The 21,118-nt window shown below is 46.0% G+C and carries 23 protein-coding genes; 4 read left to right on the top strand and 19 right to left on the bottom strand.

Annotation, left to right across the window (positions count from 1 at the left end):
* Window positions 1–78 precede the first annotated feature (78 nt).
* Entirely contained in the window at window positions 79–807 is a 729-nt protein-coding gene (locus ABD734_RS05390; RefSeq protein WP_344702160.1) for a DUF1189 family protein, read from the top strand.
* An 89-nt stretch (window positions 808–896) separates the two neighbouring features.
* Complete coding sequence (gene ispG / locus ABD734_RS05385) at window positions 897–2,012, top strand: flavodoxin-dependent (E)-4-hydroxy-3-methylbut-2-enyl-diphosphate synthase (RefSeq protein WP_425568351.1); 1,116 nt, start codon at window positions 897–899, stop codon at window positions 2,010–2,012.
* A gap of 136 nt (window positions 2,013–2,148) precedes the next feature.
* On the opposite strand, the gene ABD734_RS05380 is transcribed toward ispG, so the two are convergent.
* The 8 genes from ABD734_RS05380 to ABD734_RS05345 form a co-directional block, all read right to left on the bottom strand.
* The gene (locus ABD734_RS05380; RefSeq protein ID WP_344702156.1) at window positions 2,149–2,802 is read right to left on the bottom strand and encodes a hypothetical protein; all 654 of its coding nucleotides are present in this window, start codon (window positions 2,800–2,802) and stop codon (window positions 2,149–2,151) included.
* Window positions 2,795–3,664 (bottom strand): ABC transporter ATP-binding protein, encoded by an 870-nt coding sequence (locus ABD734_RS05375; RefSeq protein ID WP_344702154.1) that lies wholly within the window; start codon window positions 3,662–3,664, stop codon window positions 2,795–2,797. Before ABD734_RS05375 ends, ABD734_RS05380 begins: the two co-directional genes overlap by 8 nt.
* The gene (locus tag ABD734_RS05370) at window positions 3,664–4,044 is read right to left on the bottom strand and encodes a GntR family transcriptional regulator (RefSeq protein ID WP_344702152.1); all 381 of its coding nucleotides are present in this window, start codon (window positions 4,042–4,044) and stop codon (window positions 3,664–3,666) included. Before ABD734_RS05370 ends, ABD734_RS05375 begins: the two co-directional genes overlap by 1 nt.
* A gap of 72 nt (window positions 4,045–4,116) precedes the next feature.
* Window positions 4,117–4,545: a Fur family transcriptional regulator gene (locus ABD734_RS05365; RefSeq protein WP_344702150.1), complete on the bottom strand. Its 429-nt coding sequence runs from the start codon at window positions 4,543–4,545 to the stop codon at window positions 4,117–4,119.
* Complete coding sequence (locus tag ABD734_RS05360) at window positions 4,520–5,371, bottom strand: metal ABC transporter permease (protein ID WP_344702148.1); 852 nt, start codon at window positions 5,369–5,371, stop codon at window positions 4,520–4,522. Before ABD734_RS05360 ends, ABD734_RS05365 begins: the two co-directional genes overlap by 26 nt.
* Window positions 5,368–6,150, bottom strand: a complete 783-nt coding sequence (locus ABD734_RS05355; protein ID WP_344702146.1) for a metal ABC transporter ATP-binding protein — start codon at window positions 6,148–6,150, stop codon at window positions 5,368–5,370. Before ABD734_RS05355 ends, ABD734_RS05360 begins: the two co-directional genes overlap by 4 nt.
* Before the next feature lie 112 nt (window positions 6,151–6,262).
* A complete protein-coding gene (locus ABD734_RS05350; protein WP_344702145.1) occupies window positions 6,263–7,174 on the bottom strand; it encodes a deoxyribonuclease IV in 912 nt (303 codons plus the stop codon).
* 17 nt (window positions 7,175–7,191) lie between these two features.
* Window positions 7,192–8,505: a DEAD/DEAH box helicase gene (locus ABD734_RS05345; RefSeq protein WP_344702143.1), complete on the bottom strand. Its 1,314-nt coding sequence runs from the start codon at window positions 8,503–8,505 to the stop codon at window positions 7,192–7,194.
* A gap of 139 nt (window positions 8,506–8,644) precedes the next feature.
* Here ABD734_RS05345 and ABD734_RS05340 point away from each other — a divergent pair, with 139 nt between their 5' ends.
* Entirely contained in the window at window positions 8,645–9,607 is a 963-nt protein-coding gene (locus ABD734_RS05340; RefSeq protein ID WP_344702141.1) for a 4-hydroxy-3-methylbut-2-enyl diphosphate reductase, read from the top strand.
* A 30-nt stretch (window positions 9,608–9,637) separates the two neighbouring features.
* Here the strand turns inward: ABD734_RS05340 and ABD734_RS05335 are convergent, their stop codons facing one another.
* From ABD734_RS05335 to ccpN, 7 genes are all read right to left on the bottom strand, one after another.
* Window positions 9,638–10,714, bottom strand: coding sequence for a Nif3-like dinuclear metal center hexameric protein (locus ABD734_RS05335; RefSeq protein WP_344702139.1), 1,077 nt, complete (start codon window positions 10,712–10,714; stop codon window positions 9,638–9,640).
* The gene (locus ABD734_RS05330; protein WP_344702137.1) at window positions 10,711–11,385 is read right to left on the bottom strand and encodes a tRNA (adenine(22)-N(1))-methyltransferase; all 675 of its coding nucleotides are present in this window, start codon (window positions 11,383–11,385) and stop codon (window positions 10,711–10,713) included. The genes ABD734_RS05335 and ABD734_RS05330 overlap by 4 nt, the downstream gene beginning before the upstream one ends.
* A 57-nt stretch (window positions 11,386–11,442) precedes the next feature.
* Window positions 11,443–11,841, bottom strand: coding sequence for a c-type cytochrome (locus ABD734_RS05325; RefSeq protein ID WP_344702135.1), 399 nt, complete (start codon window positions 11,839–11,841; stop codon window positions 11,443–11,445).
* A gap of 112 nt (window positions 11,842–11,953) precedes the next feature.
* Window positions 11,954–13,063: an RNA polymerase sigma factor RpoD gene (gene rpoD / locus ABD734_RS05320; RefSeq protein WP_344702133.1), complete on the bottom strand. Its 1,110-nt coding sequence runs from the start codon at window positions 13,061–13,063 to the stop codon at window positions 11,954–11,956.
* A gap of 28 nt (window positions 13,064–13,091) precedes the next feature.
* Window positions 13,092–14,843, bottom strand: a complete 1,752-nt coding sequence (dnaG, locus tag ABD734_RS05315; RefSeq protein WP_344702131.1) for a DNA primase — start codon at window positions 14,841–14,843, stop codon at window positions 13,092–13,094.
* Window positions 14,843–15,667, bottom strand: coding sequence for a pyruvate, water dikinase regulatory protein (locus tag ABD734_RS05310; protein ID WP_344702128.1), 825 nt, complete (start codon window positions 15,665–15,667; stop codon window positions 14,843–14,845). Before ABD734_RS05310 ends, dnaG begins: the two co-directional genes overlap by 1 nt.
* A 12-nt stretch (window positions 15,668–15,679) precedes the next feature.
* Entirely contained in the window at window positions 15,680–16,297 is a 618-nt protein-coding gene (gene ccpN / locus ABD734_RS05305; protein ID WP_344702126.1) for a transcriptional regulator CcpN, read from the bottom strand.
* A 301-nt stretch (window positions 16,298–16,598) separates the two neighbouring features.
* Here ccpN and ABD734_RS05300 point away from each other — a divergent pair, with 301 nt between their 5' ends.
* Entirely contained in the window at window positions 16,599–17,975 is a 1,377-nt protein-coding gene (locus ABD734_RS05300) for a glycine--tRNA ligase (RefSeq protein WP_344702124.1), read from the top strand.
* 98 nt (window positions 17,976–18,073) lie between these two features.
* Here ABD734_RS05300 and nadX read toward each other — a convergent pair whose 3' ends face one another.
* The 4 genes from nadX to cdd form a co-directional block, all read right to left on the bottom strand.
* Window positions 18,074–18,850 carry an aspartate dehydrogenase gene (gene nadX, locus ABD734_RS05295; protein ID WP_344702122.1) on the bottom strand — a complete coding sequence of 259 codons (777 nt, stop codon included), beginning with the start codon at window positions 18,848–18,850 and terminating at the stop codon, window positions 18,074–18,076.
* 190 nt (window positions 18,851–19,040) lie between these two features.
* The gene (gene recO, locus ABD734_RS05290; RefSeq protein ID WP_344702120.1) at window positions 19,041–19,784 is read right to left on the bottom strand and encodes a DNA repair protein RecO; all 744 of its coding nucleotides are present in this window, start codon (window positions 19,782–19,784) and stop codon (window positions 19,041–19,043) included.
* 6 nt (window positions 19,785–19,790) lie between these two features.
* Complete coding sequence (gene era / locus ABD734_RS05285; RefSeq protein ID WP_344702118.1) at window positions 19,791–20,696, bottom strand: GTPase Era; 906 nt, start codon at window positions 20,694–20,696, stop codon at window positions 19,791–19,793.
* A complete protein-coding gene (gene cdd, locus ABD734_RS05280) occupies window positions 20,693–21,103 on the bottom strand; it encodes a cytidine deaminase (RefSeq protein WP_344702116.1) in 411 nt (136 codons plus the stop codon). The genes era and cdd overlap by 4 nt, the downstream gene beginning before the upstream one ends.
* Window positions 21,104–21,118 lie beyond the last annotated feature (15 nt).

The following is a 21,118-nucleotide window of genomic DNA, read 5'->3' as shown; positions in this document are numbered from 1 at the left end:
ATTGGTATGGATTATTCAGCCTAAGGGCTGAGTGACGCCTGCACTACAATACATTAGTACAAAAGGAAGCGTTACAAGATGAAACTGTTCACTTTTTACAAGCGTCTGCTTACATTTGAGAAATACCCGCTTTTTAGAACGGCAAACTTCAAACACATGCTGTTGAATATATTCGTCATCTCATTGCTTATCGCATTGCCGAACATCATTGCGCTTTTTCAAAGTGCCAATGCTGCGGCTGGACTTGCAGACATCGAATCGGAAATTCCGGAATTCTCCATTGTAGATGGCCAATACGTCGGTGAGGATGAAACTGTGTCAATAAAAGGGAATGATGTCCTTTTCAGCAGTGAAGTCGCCACCGATTCAGTAGAAGATCGCAATGTTCTGATCGGTTTCGTAAAAGACGGCATATACATCCGTGATGTGCAAAACACTGGGTTCGACTATTCCTATATCGGCGACGTCAAGGATGATGAGGGGCTCAAGACTTTCATATCCCAACAATCTTCAAGCCTTTATTTCTACGTGTCAGTATATGTGGTCTTCTTTATATTTGTGGTCATGTTCTTTAGCGTCATCTTCATGTCGATCCTTGCCTATCTCTTCCATACATCTTCGGCATTGCTGAAACGGAAATCGCGCTTTATGAACTGGTACAAATTCATTTCCTTTGCAACTGCGTTCATCCTCTTGCCGATGGCTCTAGTCGAGCTGCTTTCGGGAAGCATGCTCTGGTCCCTATATCTTTTGACGTTGCCGTTCTATATCCATTACTTCAGGAAACTGCCGGTCATGAAAACGTAATCAGTAGGCATTACATTTACATTTCTGGCCGGTTTCTAGTATAATTGCTAGTGATTTAGAGTATCATCATATACATGAGGAGCTTGATTATGTCCCAAATAACACATCGTACTAATACAAGACCTGTAAAGGTTGGCGATTTGACGATCGGCGGTTCCGATCAGATCATCATCCAAAGCATGACGACGACAAAGACACATGATGTCGAAGCGACAGTCGCAGAAATCAATCGTCTTGAAGAAGCAGGATGCCAGATAGTACGTGTTGCATGTCCTAAAGAGGAAGATGCACTCGCCATTCCAGAAATAAAAAAACAGATCAATATTCCACTCGTTGTGGACATCCATTTTGACTATAAGCTCGCCCTTCTCGCTGTAGAAGGCGGCGCAGATAAAATCCGCATCAATCCAGGCAATATCGGACGCCGGGAGAGAGTCGAAGAAGTGGTGAAGGCGTGTAAAGCGAAAGGCATCCCGATCCGCATCGGCGTCAATGCCGGAAGTCTTGAGAAACACATCATTCAAAAATACGGTTATCCGACAGCCGACGGCATGGTGGAGAGTGCCCTGCACCACATCAAGATCTTGGAAGACCTTGATTTCCACGATATCATCGTCTCCATGAAGGCCTCAGACGTCAACTTGGCGATAGAAGCGTATGAGAAAGCGGCAGCAGCATTTGATTATCCGCTGCACCTCGGCATCACTGAGAGTGGTACCCTATTTGCCGGTACTGTGAAAAGTTCTGCGGGACTCGGTGCCATCATTTCACGCGGCATCGGCAATACGATGCGCATATCCCTATCTGCCGATCCTGTTGAAGAGATCAAAGTCGGAAGAGAACTTCTGAAAAGCTACGGTCTGGCAAGTAACGCAGCCACTCTCATTGCATGCCCGACATGTGGCCGTATCGAGATCGACTTGATTTCAATCGCGAATGAAGTGGAAGAATATATTTCATCCATCAAGGCACCGCTTAAAGTGGCGGTACTTGGTTGTGCAGTAAACGGACCAGGCGAAGCTCGCGAAGCGGATATCGGTATAGCAGGTGCCCGTGGGGAAGGACTTCTTTTCATGCACGGTAAGACAGTCAGAAAAGTGCCGGAAGAAACGATGGTCGATGAGCTCAAGAAGGAAATCGATATACTGGCTGAAGAACATTACGAAAAAGAACGTAAAGCCAAAGAAGAAGCGGCAAATAAATAACACAGCAAAGTGTCCCGGACAACTTAAATTGGTTGCCGGGACTTTTTTGTGCCACATAAATCAACTGATTGGAACATAGTATACTGACAGGAAAGATACCTTTAACAATCGTTGCAAAAAACTCTTCGAAGAAATATTATGCCATATCATATTTCCTTATGTTCTGGAGGTTAATTACATAGCTGAGGATGAGTAGCATTATGGCGAAAACGATAGTATAGACTGGTAAGTGATAGAGATAAAAATTCATTCCCGGCATATTCTTGTCCATCTGACTGATATTGACCAGGGGCATAAAATGAAATAACCATGTCAACACCATAGGGACCCCATATATAAAATATCCAGTAAACAGATATCGCAGCCAATACTTTGCAAAGCCAAGATAATAAAAGCTCATCATTATAAGGCTTATACCCATTAACATTACAAAACCATATGCATAATAGGTGGTCTGAGTAAGCGTCATGTAACTGCCAAAAATAGCGGTTGTCAAAGCCATCATGAGTATATAGTAAAGATAGTCGCCTGTGATGATATTTCTTTTCGTGTTAGGCAGTGAAAAGTAGAAGTGATGGTTGCCATCCTGCTTCATCATATGATGGATGCTCAGATAACTCGAAGTTGTGTAAAGTACTGCAATAATATTTAACAAATCGATGAACGGCATTAGTACTTCTTTATAATCTGATATGAAAATCGTGGTGAAAAGATTTATAAAGATTACGGACATGCCGAAATACCATATCCACTTGGACAAGAACATATTCAAATAGAGTTGCTTATTCATTATCTACCCCTCTTTTCGTATTTTTTAAGAAGTACATAATTTCTTCTATAGTCAGATTTTCAATTAACACTTTATTTCCATAGAGCTCTTCAAGGGCTTGATGTTCTCTTGTCATTGCTTCAAAACCGAGTGCATTCGTAGTTGTACCGATTAATAGTTCATCCGCATCTTCGATAATTTGAAGGTCTCCCTTCACTTTTTTATAGGAGTCAAAAAGTACTTCTCTCTCCATATCAAACACTATTTCCCCTTCATCTATCATTACGATATAGTCGGCAATTTTCTCGAGATCTGTGGTAATGTGGGTACTGAAGAGTATAGTTGTATTTTCTTCCATCATGAGTGTCTGCAAAATATCTAGCAATTCTCTCCTGAATGTCGGGTCAAGGTTTGAAGTTGGTTCATCTAAAATCAGTAGTTCAGCCTCATGGCTCAACGCAACAGCAATGGAAAGCTTCGCTTTTTCCCCGGTGGAAAAGTATTTTATTTTGCTTGCTTCATCTATGTTGAATCGTTTCAAAAAGCTAAAGAATTTATCGGGCCGCCAATTTTTATAGTAGACTGCCAAAAGTTTATTAAGTTTTTTCGGGCTGATATTTTGAGGGAGATAGTTTTCCGACATAACCACTCCAATGCGGTTCAGCAGTGCTTCCCTTTCCGTCTCGAGGTCTTGGCCCAATATGCTAATCTGCCCCTCATCCTGTTTCTTCAATGACAATATATGCTGAATTAAAGTGGATTTTCCTGCACCGTTCTCGCCTATCATCCCAGTGATATATCCTTTCCTGATGTTTAGCGTAATATCTTTCAATCTGAATCGTCCCATATCCTTGTTTAATCCAGTGATGGTTAAAGCATTCATTATTGCTCTCCCTCCATTACTTTCATCATCTCCATCAGTTCTTCAGTAGACAACTCGATCTTATTCGCGGTTGAAATCAGGTCTTTCAATTTCTTTTCAACTTCGATTAATATCTGTTCTCTTCTACTTTCGTTATCCTGTTCCTTAACAAATGTGCCCTTCCCAACGACGGAATATACATACCCTGAAGCTTCAAGATCCTGATACGCTCGTTTGGTAGTGATGATACTAATGCTCAGTTCCTTTGCCAGAGCCCGCATCGATAACAGGGGCTCCCCCGGTTTCAATGTGCCAGTTATAATGTGACGTATGATTTCGTTTTTCAACTGTTCATATATCGGTACATCACCCTGATTTGAAATTTTTATATCCAGATCCATCACCTCCCCCGTACATAATGTATATATATAATATACACACTATGTACTATTAGGTCAACAAAAAACCAGAATCTAATAGATTCTGGCTTCCTTACATGCGCCACACAAACCATAAAGCTCTATTTTATGGTTTTTTATTTCGACATCCTCCAACTCGCTCTGCCATGTTTCCACTGGACAGTAGCGGATGACTTTCGTCTCACCACAGTCATCACAGATGAAATGGTGATGGTGATGTGTCGTGCAGGCTATCTTATAATGCATTTCCCCGGATAATGTCGTCTGCTCAAGGACTTCAATATCTTTTAGGGTATACAAGTTTCGGTAAATGGTGTCGTAGCTCATGCCAGGGTACTCTGGTTTAAGAATCTCCTGGATGTCTTTTGCACTCATGTAACGGTCCCCTTCAAGAAGCGTTTCAATCATGCGCATCCTTTTCTCAGTTACTTTAAGCTTATTCTTTCTTAATTTATCTTTATATTGATTCAGATTGTTCCCCATCTTTTTTCACTCCTATGTGATCCAGTATAATGGCACCCATGAGGATAGCTAATGATACAAGTACGATTGTGCCGCCTGGTGAAATATCCAGATGAAAACTTATAAAAAGTCCGATGATGACGGCAATTTCACCAAATATGACGCTCATTGCCATAAGCTGCTTAAAGCTTGAGGTGACACGCATGGCAGAAGCGACGGGCAGGGTCATCAAAGCACTGACAAGCAGTATGCCGACAATCCTCATCGAAGCGCTGATGACGAGTGCAACGACCACGATGAACAGGAAATGGATCCATTTGCTGATGTTCATCACATCTGCATATTCTTCATCGAAGGACACTAGAAACATCTCTTTGTATAGGAAGAATATGAAGACCAATACAATGACCCCGATTGAAGCGATCAATGTGAGGTCAAACAAGTTGACGGCACTGATGCTCCCGAACAGATAGCCGAAGAGATCCTGATTGAAGCCATCCGCCAGTGACAGAAACAATACGCTCAATGCCACACCAAAGCTCATGATGATTGGAATGGCGAGCTCCTGATAATGCTTGTAGACTGTACGGAGGCGTTCAATCCCTAGAGCACCGAGTATCGAAAACAATATACCGGTAACCAGGGGATTTATGGCCGTGCCGATAAGGGAGGACAGATAGACCCCGAATGTAATGCCACCAAGCGTCACATGGCTGAGTGCATCTGCAATCAGGGAAAGGCGCCTGATGACGATGAATGTACCAATGAGTGGTGCAATCAATCCGGCGATCAGGCCGCTGATGACTGAGTATCTTATAAAGTCATATTCAAAGAATGCCTGAATCATTCACAGCAGCTCCTCTCATGATCGTGGGAGACCAACTGCAGCGGAAAGCCGTAAATCTTCGAAAGTTCTGCTTCCCCAAGATTTTTGAACTCATGGTTGCTGCCATGGAAGTGAAGGTGTTCATTGAGGCACGCCACTTCGTTGGCATGGTCCACCACTACACCGATGTCATGGGTGACCAGGAGAATCGTCACGGATTGTTCCTTAAGGCGGAGCAACACGTCATAGAACTCCTTTACATGCTTGGCATCTATTCCGACGGTCGGTTCATCAAGCACGAGTATGCTCGGCCTGTTGATCAGTGCACGCGCGATGAAGACACGCTGGGTCTGGCCGCCCGACAATTGGGAAATGTTCTTATCCTTCAGCTCCACTATGTTCAAAAGCGCAAGCACTTCATCCAGCTTGTCGTAGTCTTCTTTTTTGAAACGGCTGAACAGTCCTTTGGACTTTGTCAGGCCACTCAGTATGACTTCACTGACAGTCGCTGGGAATCCTTTTGCGAAACTGTTGGATTTCTGTGATACATAGCCGACTTCCTGCCATGCCTGAAAGTGGCGCAGGCTTTTGCCGTTGATGTATATTTCCCCAGTCTGAAGCTTCAAGACTCCAAGGATCAATTTGATGAGGGTCGTCTTGCCCGACCCATTTGGTCCCACGAGTGCTACAAAGTCTCCTTTGTGTACTTTCAGATTAATATCTTTTAAAGCTTGGGTCGTTTCCATCTTGTCTTTATAGACATATGAAATATTTTTCAGTTCGAAAATGGGATGCTCCATGGTGGTTGCTCCTTCGATTTATGATCATCATAATATTATAGAAGAATCATTACAGTTTGTAAATAGGAATGATTACGAAATAAAATAGAGAGGAAGGCCTGAGCCTTCCTCTCTATTGTGCTTCTGTATCTGCGATCATAGGATTTATTTCTTCTTTAAGGGATGGATTGAATGTACCCTCTTTAAGCATTTCAATTTCATGTTTGTAAGGTGCTACCCTATTCTTTTTATCCGGCCCGACGAATGGGGTTTCAAGTATTTTAGGGATATCCTTGAAATCAGGATGATGCACGATGTGGTGCAGGGCGTCAAAACCGATATGTCCGAAACCGATATTCTCATGGCGGTCCTTATGCGCACCGCGTTCGTTCTTAGAGTCGTTGATGTGGAGGACTTTAATCCTGTCCTTGCCGATGATGCGGTCGAATTCCTCCATCACGCCTTCGAAATCATTGACGATATCATAACCGGCATCGTGGACGTGGCATGTGTCGAAACAGACGCTCAACCGTTCATCATGTTCCACACCTTCGATGATCTGAGCCAACTCTTCAAATGTACGGCCGACTTCCGTTCCCTTTCCGGCCATCGTTTCAAGAGCTATCTGTACATCATGGTCATTCTCAAGCACTTGGTTCAATCCATCGATGATCGACTGGATGCCGCGCTCAGCCCCTGTTTCGACATGGCTGCCGGGATGTAGGACGATCTGTCTGCTACCTAGATGTTCTGTTCTGACGATTTCTTCCTGAAGGAACTCTACACCATGTTCAAAGACCCCTTCCCGTTCGGAATTTGCGATATTGATGATGTAGGGCGCGTGGACGACGATATTCGAAATGCCGTTATCCGCCATGTGGCGTTTGCCGGCTTCTATATTCAAGTCTTCTATCTTCTTTCTTCTCGTGTTCTGGGGCGCACCGGTATAGATCATAAAAGTACTCGCTCCAAAACTTGCAGCTGAGATGCTGGCTGCTTCCAGCATCTTTTTCCCACTCATCGAGACATGTGATCCTATAAGCATTGTATCACCTTTCCAACCTATCTTTTTTTCTTATTGCGTTTGGCATGTTTCATGCGCTCTTCCCTTTTCAGCGCATCGAGTTCGGACTTCATCTTCTTTTTATAGCCTGGTTTGACTTTCTTACGTTTCTTGACTTTATTTACGAGCTGATTTTCGAGATGGGACTCGCGCCTTTTACGTTTGGCACGCTCTGTTCTGGATTTGATTTCGGTCAGTTCACCATTTTTGATGTCTTCATGCACAAATGCATAGCCTTTGGACTCCAGTAGATTGATGAGATGCTCATCCTCCGGCGTGTAGATGGTGATTCCAGTACCTGTATAGTTGCCACGTCCCACACGTCCAATGCGGTGCGTGAAGAATTCTATATCTTTTGGAATATCGTAGTTGATGACGTGGGAGGCACCATCTATATCAAGGCCCCTGGCAGCCAAATCACTCGCCACAATCCATTCATATTCAAGACTCCGTATTTTCCTGATTTCCTTCGTCCGTTCACGGGGCTTCAGGCCACCGTGGAACAAACCGACATTCACCCCGTTGCTGTTTAGGTAATCAAACAGATCATCGGCACGCTCTTTGGAATTCGCAAAGATGAGACCGATGTATGGCGTGATGTTTTCGGTGAGCTCCAACACTTTCTTGGCTTTATCGTCCCCTTTGACCGGCACAAGGCTGTAGTGGATGGAAGCCTTGTTCCTCGGCTGGTCTATGACGATCACTTCGGTGTCCCCGATATATTTTCTGAGGAAATTCCTTAGTGCCTCAGGTATTGTTGCAGAGAATACGAGGAACTGGGATTTTTCATCGACTGAGGAAGATATGCTGTCTATCTGTTCCAGGAAACCGAGGTCGATCATCAAATCCGCCTCATCTATGACGAGGCGCGTCACATGACGCAGGTTCAATCCTCCGTTATCCCGCAGATCCTTGACTCTTGTCGGCGTACCGATTACGATATGGGGCGCATGGGAGGCTTTTTGTGTGTCCCGTTCTATGTCTGTCCCGCCTATAAACGCCTTGGCGGTAATTTCCGGATAGCTCTCCAATATGCCGAGTGTCATTTGGTGGAGCTGTTTGGCAAGCTCTCTGGTCGGTGCCAGGATTACAGCTTGTGTGCGGGGACTCTCTGGGTTGATTTCATGTATGATCGGTAACAGGAAGGCATGGGATTTCCCGCTTCCCGTTTCGGACTGGACAACCACGTTGTCCTTTTTCAGCACTTTCGGGATGACGCGTTCCTGCACCAGTGTGGGGTGCGTGAAATTTATACGATCGATTGCATTCAGCATCTTATCGCTGAAATTGAATCTTTTGAATGCATTACTCATTGCTTCACCTGATTTCTTAAATAAACTCAACATTTATTATAACTGAAACATTTCCCTTAATCTACACCATTCATACCGCGTGTTGATTTCAAATTCAGTTGGTTTCAGTTATAATGCCTGTAAGGGAGGAATAAACTTCATGGATATTATTAAAATAAGCCCGCGTGGCTACTGTTATGGTGTTGTGGATGCAATGGTGATCGCCAAGAATGCTTCCATGGACAAGACTCTGCCTCGCCCGATATATATACTGGGAATGATAGTGCACAATAAACACGTGACAGATGCGTTTGAAGAAGAGGGTATCGTCACATTGGACGGTGCCAACCGTCTGGAAATTCTGGAGGGCATAGATGAAGGCACTGTAATATTTACAGCACACGGTGTCTCGCCCCAGGTCAAGGCACGGGCCAAGGAAAAGGGGCTGACGTGCATTGATGCAACATGCCCGGACGTCGAAGTCACCCACCAACTCATCCGGGAACGCACAGCTGATGGTTATGACGTTGTCTACATCGGTAAGAAAAATCACCCTGAACCAGAGGGCGCTATCGGCGTCGCACCCGATAACGTACATCTCGTGGAAACAATAGAAGATGTCAAAACGCTGCCGGAATCCCTCAAGGACAAGAAGCTCATCGTGACCAATCAGACGACGATGAGTACGTGGGACGTCAGTCATCTGATGGATCAGCTCAAGCTTCAGTTCCCGCACATCGAGGTGCATAAGGAGATATGCATGGCGACCCAGGTCCGTCAGGAAGCGGTTGCCGAGCAGGCACAGGAGGCTGAACTGCTTATAGTCGTCGGGGACCCGAAAAGTAACAACTCGAACAGATTGGCTCAAGTTTCCAAAGAAATCGCCCACACTAATGCCTACCGCATCAGTTCACTTGATGAATTGAAGAATGAGTGGCTCGAAAATATTGATAGTGTGGCAATCACTGCAGGTGCATCGACGCCAACTCCAATCGTTAAAGAAGTAATCGACTACATCAAAGAATATGATAAGGCGAATGCAACAGCACCGCAATCCACGGTGCCGACTTCCAAAATACTGCCTAAGATCAAAAAAGCAAAACCAGTAAAAATAATGGACTAAAAAAACGGGGCACACGATGTGCCCCGTTTTTTAGTTTGCAAAAGGATTGGTGGATACTTCAGTGGCATGCACTTCAACTGTCATGCGCTCTTCTATCAGTGCCTTGAGCCCTTCAGCCATAACACTCTCCATATAGTGGCCGCCATCTATTATACTGCGGCCAGCAAGCTTTGCATCATAGGCTTCGTGATATTTGACATCTCCTGTCACAAGAACATCTATCCCCTGTCCAAAAGCTTCTTCTATATACGACATGCCTGACCCGCCGATGATCCCGACTTTGCTTATTTGATTTTGGTCGGCAGCTACCATGTTTACGATTGGAGTGCCGGTCTTCTCCTCTATTAGAGACGCCAGTTGCATAAGCGACCCGTTGAAATCGAATGAGACGCCGAGGCCTTTGTCACTCGGAAGCTTCAACGACAGCATATCATAGGCAGGTTCTTCATAAGGATGCGAAGCAAGCAGGGCCTGCATCACCTTATTCTCATCCTGCACTTCGAATATGGCCTCAATCATGTATTCTTCGACATGCTCAAGTCGGCCTGATGCACCAATGTGAGGATCTGCCCCTTCGCTTGGTCTGAATTGACCTGTTATAGGATGTTCGAAGAAGCATTCGGAGTACTCTCCCTGGTTGCCTGCTCCAGCAGCGGCCAGATCTTTCTTCAGCTGTTCGGCAGACGATTTTGGTACGGTCACACGCAGTTTCTTATAGTCCCGTTCATTACTGATCAGGACTTCTGTGTCCGTGTACCCCAATTTTTCTGCAATCATATGGCTGACACCATCAGGTTGATGATCCAGGTTGGTGTGCATGGCAATCAGATTGATGTTATTTCTGATCAACTGACGTACGATACGACCCACACCAGACTCGACAACGGCATCCATTTTGGCAAAAATCAGGGGATGGTGGGCAATGATGACATTGGCACCTTTAGAAACCGCTTCATCGACCGTCTCCTTGGCACAATCAAGCGTCGTCAGGATACTCGTCACCTCATCCTGCATGTCCCCGACAAGCAACCCTGTATTATCCCATGATTCGCTTTCCGCAAATGGCGCTATCTGATCGAGTTCTTCCATGAGTTCTTTAATTTTCATTTTAAAAGCACCTCTTTCAGCTGTTCCACTTTAAGTGAGACTTCATTTATCTTCGCTGCATCATTGGAATTTTCAAGAAGATTCTTTAATATCTTCTCCTGATGGCTTAATTCCCGCTGTAATTTTTCTATAAACGCAGCTTCACGTTTTTCTAGAAGGACAGGACCAAATGTAAGTGACTGTTCATCATATTCGACCTCACCCGCTTCGGCGACTATGATCTCATAAAAATGATGGCCATCCTGTATTACGGTTTCATCTATGATTCTATAGCCTGATTCAGCGAGCACCTTTCTGATCGGATAAGTATGGATGTTTGCCTGGAGGACCAGGCGTGGTTTATTGGCCAAGCGGTGAAGCCGCTCTTTTAATATCTCTGCAATCAAAGGGCCACCCATGCCGCAGATTGTCACAGTGTCCACTTTCTCCCCTTCTGCAACAACTTGAAGACCAGACCCGAATCTCGCTTCAATCTGTGCTGTCATGCCTTCAGCGGCGATATTCCTGATTGTGGATTTGAACGGCCCTTCGACCACTTCGCCACATATTGCGGATGAAACTTTACCTTGGCGGATTGCTTCTATCGGAAGGTAGGCATGGTCCGAACCGACATCAAGCAAAACCTCTCCATCGACATACCCAAGTACTGCGTCGAGGCGTGCATCAAGCATCAAAATTCCTCCATTCAAAATAAAAACTTCCACACAGAGTGTGGAAGTTCCGTTTAATTATTGCTCAGAGAAGAACTTGTGGAGTGAAGACAGGTCTTCATCACCAATCTGGTCTTCGCTGAATGGTGGCATGGATCCTGGTCCTTCTCTTACTGTACCAGAGAATTCCTCTTCAGAAAGGCCTGTACCTGCTAGTGCAGGTCCCATGCCACCTGAGAAGTCCTGTCCATGACAAGAAGCACAGTTATCCTTTGCAAAACCTTCAGCGTCAAAATCTCCAGAAGATGCTTCGCCACCTTCTTCGCCGCCTTCACCACTTCCACTCTCTTCGCTGGCCGTCTCTTCACCTTCACCTTCGCCACCATCGTTGTTGGCGCCCTGGGAAGAAAGCAAGAAAATCAAGCCGATGCCGAGGAAAATGATAAGTATAAAAGGCACGATCGGATTACGATTCATAAAACAACCTCCCTAATGTCATTCCATATACATATTCACATATATAATTGTATATTAAATATGCGTAAAGTCAAAAGCTTTTTTCTAAAATATTACACTCTTGACAGTTTTCCTAGTCCATGAAATCTTTCAGGCGCTTGCTTCTGCTTGGATGCCTTAATTTCCTCAACGCTTTCGCCTCAATCTGTCTGATCCGCTCGCGGGTCACGCCAAACACTTTTCCGACTTCTTCCAGTGTACGTGTCCTACCGTCATCTAGGCCGAACCTCAAACGCAACACATTTTCTTCACGGTCGGTAAGTGTATCCAGTACATCTTCCAACTGTTCCTTCAACAGCTCATATGCTGCGTGGTCTGAAGGGCTCTGGGCCTCCTGGTCTTCGATGAAGTCTCCGAGATGGCTGTCGTCCTCTTCCCCAATCGGCGTTTCAAGGGAAACGGGCTCTTGTGAAATCTTCAGGATTTCCCTGACTTTTTCTGCAGGAAGATCCATTTCTTCACCAATTTCCTCAGGCAGCGGTTCGCGACCCAAGTCCTGGAGAAGCTGACGTTGTACACGGATCAGCTTGTTGATCGTTTCGACCATATGGACTGGGATACGTATCGTCCTCGCCTGGTCGGCGATGGCGCGCGTAATTGCCTGGCGAATCCACCAAGTCGCATAAGTGGAGAATTTGAATCCTTTGGAGAAGTCGAATTTTTCCACTGCTTTAATAAGTCCCATATTACCTTCTTGAATCAGGTCAAGAAACAGCATGCCGCGGCCGACATAGCGCTTCGCTATACTGACCACAAGACGCAGGTTGGCTTCTGCCAGACGACTCTTCGCGACTTCGTCGCCCGTTTCGATGCGTTTTGCCAGTTCAATTTCCTCCTGCGCACTGAGAAGATCCACACGCCCGATTTCTTTCAGGTACATCCGGACCGGGTCATTTATTTTGACGCCTGGCGGGGCACTCATATCGTGGAGGTTGAGTTTTTCGTCGGAATCCGTCGAATCCTTCTCATTGATGAGTTGGATATCATTTTCGTTTATCTCGTCAAAGAACTCATCCATCGCATCCGCATCCAATTCGAAACTGGACAGTTTGTCAGCAATCTCCTCATGCGACAGATGGCCCTGGGTCTTCCCTTTTTCAACAAGATGATTCTTGACCTGCTCTACGGTCGTGAGCAGTTCAACTTCTTTTGTATCGGTCGTTTGTACATTTTTATCTGCCATTTAAAGCCCTCCTATTCAGACTTCACAATCATCTTTTATAGCGACTGTTCAATTCATTCAATTGCTGCACTAGTTTTACCTGAAGCTCTATATCATTGCTGTTTTCTGCTTCCTGGAGCTGCAGATAGAGAGAGCGCTTCTCCTTCTCACTATTTCTAATACCACTTAGATCTTCAATGTAATCATTGATTTCATCACCCGTGATATCGTCATGGATCAGCAAGCCATCGATTTCGACGGCATCACTGAAATGGTCGCCATCAATATACTGGCTGAATGATGATATATCAAAGGCCTCATGTTTGTCAAAGTAAGTGCACAACCCTTTAAATATACCATAATAAGAAGAGCTGGTTAACACTTCAGCATCAATTGATTCCTGAAAACGTTTAAACAAGCCAACATCCTGCATCAATGCCCTGAGAAGATACCGTTCTTTACGCTCACGCAATGGAATCTGCCTGCTTTGAATCCGGGGTGCACCACTCCCTTTTTTCGCCGGTGCAGGAATGTTCTGTCCGAGTGATTTGGCATCTATTTTATAGAGCTGGCTTATGTGCTGGATAAGCCTTTCACGGATGACTTCATCTTTGACGAATTTCATATGGCCGGTAAGTGTCTTCAAGTTGGTTGAAAATGCCATGTCGTTATTCATGCTCTCTTCCAACAGATACTCCGCCTTGAAATGGATATAGTGGCGCTTTTCACTGCGCACTAGATCTTCGAAGGCTTCGCGGCCATTCTGTTCGATATATTCATCAGGGTCCATACCTTTTGGCAGCGAGATGATGAATACATCGAGACCTGCTTCCAACAGCGTTTCACCCAAACTCAACTGGGCGTTTTGCCCAGCCCCATCCCCGTCGAACATAAGCGTCACGTTCGAGGCGAGCCGATGCAGCATCCGGATATGCTCATCGCTGAGCGCAGTACCCATCAGCCCGACTACATTCTGCACAGCCGTCATCTTGACTTTGACGATGTCCAGGTGTCCTTCCATCAAAATGACTTCATCATGACTTCTGATCGCCTTGCGCGCATCATTCAGATTGTATAGCAGCCTTCTTTTTTGGAAGATCGCTGTTTCGGGGGTGTTGAGGTATTTCGGTTCGCGTCCATCGAGGCTCCGTGCGGTATAGCCGACATTATAGCCCTGATGATTCAGGATGGGGATCATTATCCTGCTGCTGAAGCGGTCATAGTAGGTGAATGCTTCCTCATTCCTTGAAATGAGGCCTGCCTGATAAGCCATTTCAAGGCTGAAGCCCTTTTCAGTCAATGCGTTTTTAGTGAAATCCTTCATGCTTGGTGCGATGCCAATTTTTTCCCTGCGGATGATTTCCGGTGTAAAACCCCGGTCCTCCAGGTATTCGAGTGCGGTCTCGCCCTCTTTTGTGTGCATCAGGACATGATGATACAAGTCAGTCAGATATTCATGCATTTTGATGAACTGCATTTCATTATCGTCGACATTGCTTTCCTGCTTCTCTATTTCGATGCCGAGCGGTTTCCCAAGACGGCGGACTGCTTCAGAAAAAGCGACATTTTCGGCTTCCATAAAGAATTGGAATACATTACCGCCCTTCTTACAGCCGAAGCAGTGACAGATCTGCTTATCCGGACTTACTGTAAAGGATGGGGTGTTCTCATTATGGAACGGGCAGAGACCGACATAGTTCCGCCCCCGCTTCTCCAGTTTGATGTAACTGGAGACGAGATCGGTGATGTCGGTCCCCTGCTTTACTGCTTCCACTGTCTCTTCAGGTATCCTCACTTGCATCAATCCTTATATTCAAGTCTTTTTTCGACGTAATCCAAAATTTCATTCGCCGTTTCCTCAATCGCCTTGTCCGAGACATCTATTACAGGGCACCCTATTTTGCCGATCACTTCATTGAAGTAATCGAGTTCTTCCTGGATGCGCTGGTCATCTGCATAATTGGCCGTATCCTTCAGGCCGAGCTGGGTAAGCCGTTCTTTTCGGATTTTATTGAGTGCAGGCGCATTTATTTTAAGGCCGACACATTTGCCAGGGTCGATATTGTAGATTTCACGGGGAGGTGTCACCTCAGGGACGAGTGGCACATTCATCACTTTATATTTTTTATGGGCCAAGTATTGAGAAAGTGGAGTCTTTGAGGTGCGTGATACGCCTATCAATACGATATCAGCCTTGTCAAGGCCACGGGCATCCTTCCCATCATCGTATTTGACTGCAAACTCGATTGCTTCTATCTTCTTGAAGTAATCTTCATCGAGGCGGTGCACCCTTCCCGGTTCGTAATATGGCTTATCCTCAGTCTCTTCTTTAAGGATATTCATAAGCGGTCCCATGACATCGACATTGGAGATATTCTCAGCCTCAAGCTCCTTCTTCAAGTATGCCCGTATCTCCGGCGTGATGATCGTAAAGACCACGATGGCCCCTTTACTCTTGGCCAGGTCGATCACTTCATCGACGTTTTCTTCTGACTCTATATAAGGGTACCTGATCAGTACCTCTTCTGATTCGTCGACTTCAAATTGTGAGAGACAGGCTTTGGCGACAAGCTCAGCAGTCTCCCCAACCGAATCGGATGCGATGATCACTTTGATTTTATTCATTGAAACACTTCCTTATTCCATTAGATTGACGAATGCCCGTGTGATGGTGGTCTTCGTGACGCGGCCGATGACTTTATCGACGCCGTCATGTTCTTCGACTACGGGCAGTGAATCAATCTGTTTTTCGATCAGTTGATTGGCTGCGTAGATCAACAGATCATTCGGATAACAGATTGTGATATTCGGCTTACGTGTCATGATGACGCTGACGGGTACCTTTTCGATATCGTTCGAGCCCATCGTCCCACGCAGAAGATCTTTCCTCGAAATTACGCCGACCAGCGACTGGTCTTCATCGATTGCATATAATGTGCCCACATCTTCAAGGAACATTTTGACGATCGCTTCATAGATGGAAGTATCCTGTTTAATCAGGATCGGTACGCTCTGCACCTCGCTGACAAGGATGTTGCGTACTTTTGAAGTCATCACTTCCTCGGATTCTTTACCGGTATAGAAATAGCCGACACGCGGCCTCGCATCCAAATAGCCACTCATGGTCAGTATTGCCAGGTCGGGCCTCAAGGTCGCCCTGGTCAAGGACAGCTGTTCGGCAATTTTACTGCCGGTTATGGGCCCATGCTGCTTTACGATTTTAAGTATCTTTTCCTGTCTCTCATTAAGTTCCATGCGCTCACTCCCAACAGGATAATTATAATACATTCAGGCAAATAAAGAAATACAAGCAAATCGTTGCACAAAAGTGGATGACTGGCTATAATGATAGTGAAGCGAGTTAAGGATGGTGCGAGCTTAACACCCGAAATTGGCATATGATGATCAGAAAATATATAAAAGCGGAGTGTTTACACTAATTGGGGTGGAACCGCGGGCTTGGCTCGTCCCCGGATAACAATACTGTTATCCGGGGACGTTTATATTTTTCACCATCTTTCGCTATGACAAAAGATAAAGTGAGGAGTCGAATCAAATGGAAATGGAAACAATCGTAAATTTGGCGAAGTCCAGAGGTTTTGTGTTCCCAGGCAGTGAAATTTATGGCGGCCTGGCCAACACTTGGGACTATGGACCGCTTGGCATTGAACTGAAAAATAATGTAAAGCAGGCTTGGTGGAAAAAGTTCATCCAGGAATCACCGTACAACGTCGGACTTGATGCTGCAATCCTGATGAATCCGAAAACTTGGGAGGCATCAGGGCACCTCAACAACTTCAACGATCCGATGATCGACTGCAAGGAGTGCAATACACGCCACCGCGCAGATAAACTCATTGAAGACGTCCTCCAGGAGGAAGACGATTCATTCGTTGCAGATGGCCTGAGCTTTGATGAAATGAAGAAAATCATCGACGACCGCGATATCAGATGCCCGAACTGTGGCGCGCACAACTATACCGATATCAGACAATTCAGCCTGATGTTCAAAACGTTCCAGGGTGTGACGGAGTCTTCGACCAACGAGATCTTCCTGAGACCTGAAACGGCCCAAGGTATATTCGTCAACTACAAAAATGTCCAGCGCTCGATGCGCAAGAAATTGCCGTTTGGCATCGGCCAGATCGGTAAATCATTCCGTAACGAGATTACGCCAGGTAACTTTACATTCAGGACACGTGAATTCGATCAGATGGAACTCGAATTCTTCTGTAAGCCGGGCACTGAAATGGAATGGCAGGATTACTGGAAAAACTTCGCAACAGACTGGTTGAAAAACCTTTCTTTGAAAGAAGAGAATACAAGGCTCCGCGATCACGATGAGGATGAACTCAGCCACTACTCCAACGCCACAACCGACATCGAATACAAATTCCCGTTCGGCTGGGGAGAGCTTTGGGGCATCGCAAGCCGTACGGACTTTGACCTGCGTCAGCATATGGAGCATTCGAACGAAGACTTGACCTATCATGATCAGGAGACGAATGAGAAATATATCCCTTATTGCATCGAGCCTTCCCTTGGACTCGACCGCGTCACGCTTGCGTTCCTGTGTGATGCGTACAATGAAGAGGAATTGGATAATGGCGAGAAGCGCACGGTGCTCAAATTCCACCACCAGCTTGCGCCTTATAAAGCAGCAGTGTTGCCGCTATCCAAGAAGTTGAGTGGAGAGGCAATCAAAGTCTATGAGAAGCTCGCAGGCGACTTCAACATAGAATTCGATGAGTCCCAGTCAATCGGCAAAAGATATAGACGTCAGGATGAAATCGGTACACCTTACTGCATCACTTTTGATTTCGATTCACTGGAAGACCAGAAAGTGACGGTAAGGGACCGTGACACTATGGAACAGCAGCGGGTCAGCATAGATGATCTGAACGCTTTCCTTGCAGACAAAATGAAATATTAGAATAACCAGCGGCCAAAATGGCAAGCCGCGCCAGCATATAAAGAAATCGCACTTGATTCCTCTAGGGGAACGAGTGCGATTTTTATATGCTTGGATAATCATCCAATACTGAAATGTCTGTTGAGGCGCTCAAGAGTGCCGAGTATACTGATGGCCGCAAGGTAGCTCGTCTTAGGATTCTCAGGTAGGGCACGATTCTCTATTTTGAATTCCGCGTTGCCGAACGCCCCTTCGACTTCAATCTGATGGATATTCCGGTCAATTTCGGGGTCAGCGATCAATGTCACTTCCGTTTCCTCTATGCCCACACCAGCCATTCCGAGGATGATGGAGACATTCATGTTCTTCGGATAGTGGGTGATGGCATCTGCTGCCTTGCCTTCGAATATCACCTTCTCCGATTCGGCGTCCTCATAGCTGAGTGATGAGGCTGGTTTACGCGTAGTCAACCGCACACGTTCCAGTTCACCATGTGACTGGACGTTCTGCAGCAGATCCAAACCACCGATGGCGCCGGACGGCAGGTGCAGGGTGTGGTCATATTTTTTCGCGGTCTGCATGAGGTCAGCTACAAGCTCACCATCAGCCAATGCACCGACGCTGACCAGCATGGCGTCCTTATGCTTGAGTACTTCCGGCAGACGCGCCTTGACAGCTGCAACATCGGCCGCTTCGACTACAATGTCGATGCCCGATGCCAGAAACGCTTCCAAGTCGGTGTACAGCTGCACACTAAATTCATCTTCCAGATGATTGTACTTCTCTTCATTCCTTACAAACACACTCTTGATCGTAAGGTTCTCATGCTGGTCGCCATTGATCCGCTTGAGCATCACGTTTGCGATCGCGCCAGCACCAATGATTCCAATATCCATTATAGCCCTCCTTTTTTCTCTTCCTTATCTCTACCCTGCGAAGCGGTCTTCATGCATGAAATTCAAATAGCCAACATGTACTGTCATCCATAATGTGCGGCGATAGTCATGAATTGATTGTAGATAAAAAGCCTGAATGGTGGAAGGTCTGTTCATCTTCCACCATTCAGGCTGGTACTGTGGGATTTTTCTATAATGTTTCAATGAGTTTTCGGGATTTGAAGAATACTCCGGTATACTCATCGTAGATCATTTCCACGAACTTCAGCAACGCCTTGCCATTCTCATCAGTAACATTGATGGACTCGACATTGTGGAGTGCGACGTGTTTCATATAGCCTGCAAGATACAAGACCCGGCTTTTGACCGGGACCGAACGCACACCCGTGTCTTCGTTGAAGCAGTCCGCACATATCACACCATGATAGCTGAATGAGTAATGCGAGAAGCGCGAACGGTCACGACTGCCGCAGGTGGCACATTCATCCACATTCATCTGTCCCCCGTAGTACGGCAGCATCTTAATTGCTGCAAAGGCCGTCACTGCAGCGGGCGTACTCTTATCTTCCAGAAGGGAGGCGCTTTTGATGAGCAGCCGGTAGAAACTTTCCTGCTGCTGATCTTCTTCAAGGGCACGGATGATCAGTTCGACGATATAGGAGGCATACGTATAGACTGAAAATGTGTTGTTGATGTACTTGAAGGGCTGGACGACATCGGTTTCATTCAACGTGCCGATGCCTTTGAAGCGGTTGTATGTGAATAGGACTTCCTTGATCCCCTGCCTGAGTACTATAAAGGGGCTTTTTGGCTTATTGAACCCCCTTGCCATCATCGGCACTTGGGTGCCGTCTTCGGTCAGCACAGTAATGATCCGGCTGGACTCACTATAGTTCGTCTGCCGGATCATGATGCCTTTTTGCTGAAAAATCATTTCTTTCTAATACTCCTCATCGCGGTATCCGAGCGAACGGATGAACTGGCTTTTGTTGCGCCAGTCCTTTTGGACTTTGACCCACAACTCAAGGAAGACTTTGCTACCGAGCAGATTCTCGATATCATAGCGGGCAAGCTGTCCTACTTCTTTCAACATCTTACCGCCCTTGCCGATCACCATGCCCTTTTGCGAGTCGCGTTCGACATAGATTGTCGCAGTCACATGGACGGTGCCGTTGTCATCTGCCTTCATCTTGTCGACTTCAACGCCGATTGCATGCGGAATTTCCTGGCTGGTCAGGTGCAAAACCTTTTCACGTATGAGTTCGCTGACGATGAAGTGTTCCGGATGGTCTGTTATCCGGTCTTCGGGATAGTACATCGGCCCTTCAGGAAGATAGCTTTCGATGACCGACAACAAATGGTCGACATTATTGCCCTGCAAGGCAGAGATCGGCACGACTTCGCTGAAGTTCAATTTATCCTTATAGACTGTAATCTGTTCCATTAATTTATCGGGATGGACCAGGTCGATTTTATTGAGGACGAGGATGATTGGGGTGTCATTGTTTTTCAGCATATCGATGATGTATTCATCACCCCGGCCGATTTCTTCAGCTGCGTTGATGATGAAGAGGATGACTTCCGTCTCCCTTAGCGTATTGCGGGCCACCTTCATCATGTGTTCGCCCAGCTGGTGCTTCGGCTTGTGGATTCCAGGGGTATCGATAAAGATCATCTGGCTGTCTTCAGTGGTATGGACCCCTTGGATTTTGTTGCGTGTGGTCTGTGGCTTATCCGACATGATGGCGACTTTTTGCCCCAGTACTTTGTTCATGAACGTCGATTTACCGACATTCGGCCGTCCAATGATACTTATAAAACCTGATTTAAACCCTTTTTCACTCATAGATCCATATCCTTTCCTGAGAAACCAAGCGGCAGCAGTTCATCCACCGTACGCTTGATCACTTCCCCTGCCTTGTTCGTCATATAGACTGGCATATCGTCATCGCACAGTTCCTTCATCACCTGGCGGCATGTCCCGCAAGGGCTTGCTGGCTCCTCTGCATCTGTAATGATGACGATCGCCTTGAATGTTTTGATGTTGTTGGAATACGCACTGACTAAGGCACTGCGCTCGGCGCATATCGTCGCGGGATACGCGGCATTCTCGATATTGGCACCATAAATATATTCATCATCCTGTGTAACCAGCAATGCACCTACATTAAATTTGGAATACGGCGTATAGGCACGGCTTTGCGCCACTTTGACCTCTTCCAGCCACTCTCCTCTATAAATTCCATCATTCATCGCAATCTCTCCCTG

The sequence above is a fragment of the Salinicoccus jeotgali genome (assembly GCF_039538805.1).
In the GTDB taxonomy this organism is placed as follows: Bacteria; Bacillota; Bacilli; order Staphylococcales; family Salinicoccaceae; genus Salinicoccus; species Salinicoccus jeotgali.
This window is presented reverse-complemented; position numbering and strand designations above follow the sequence as displayed.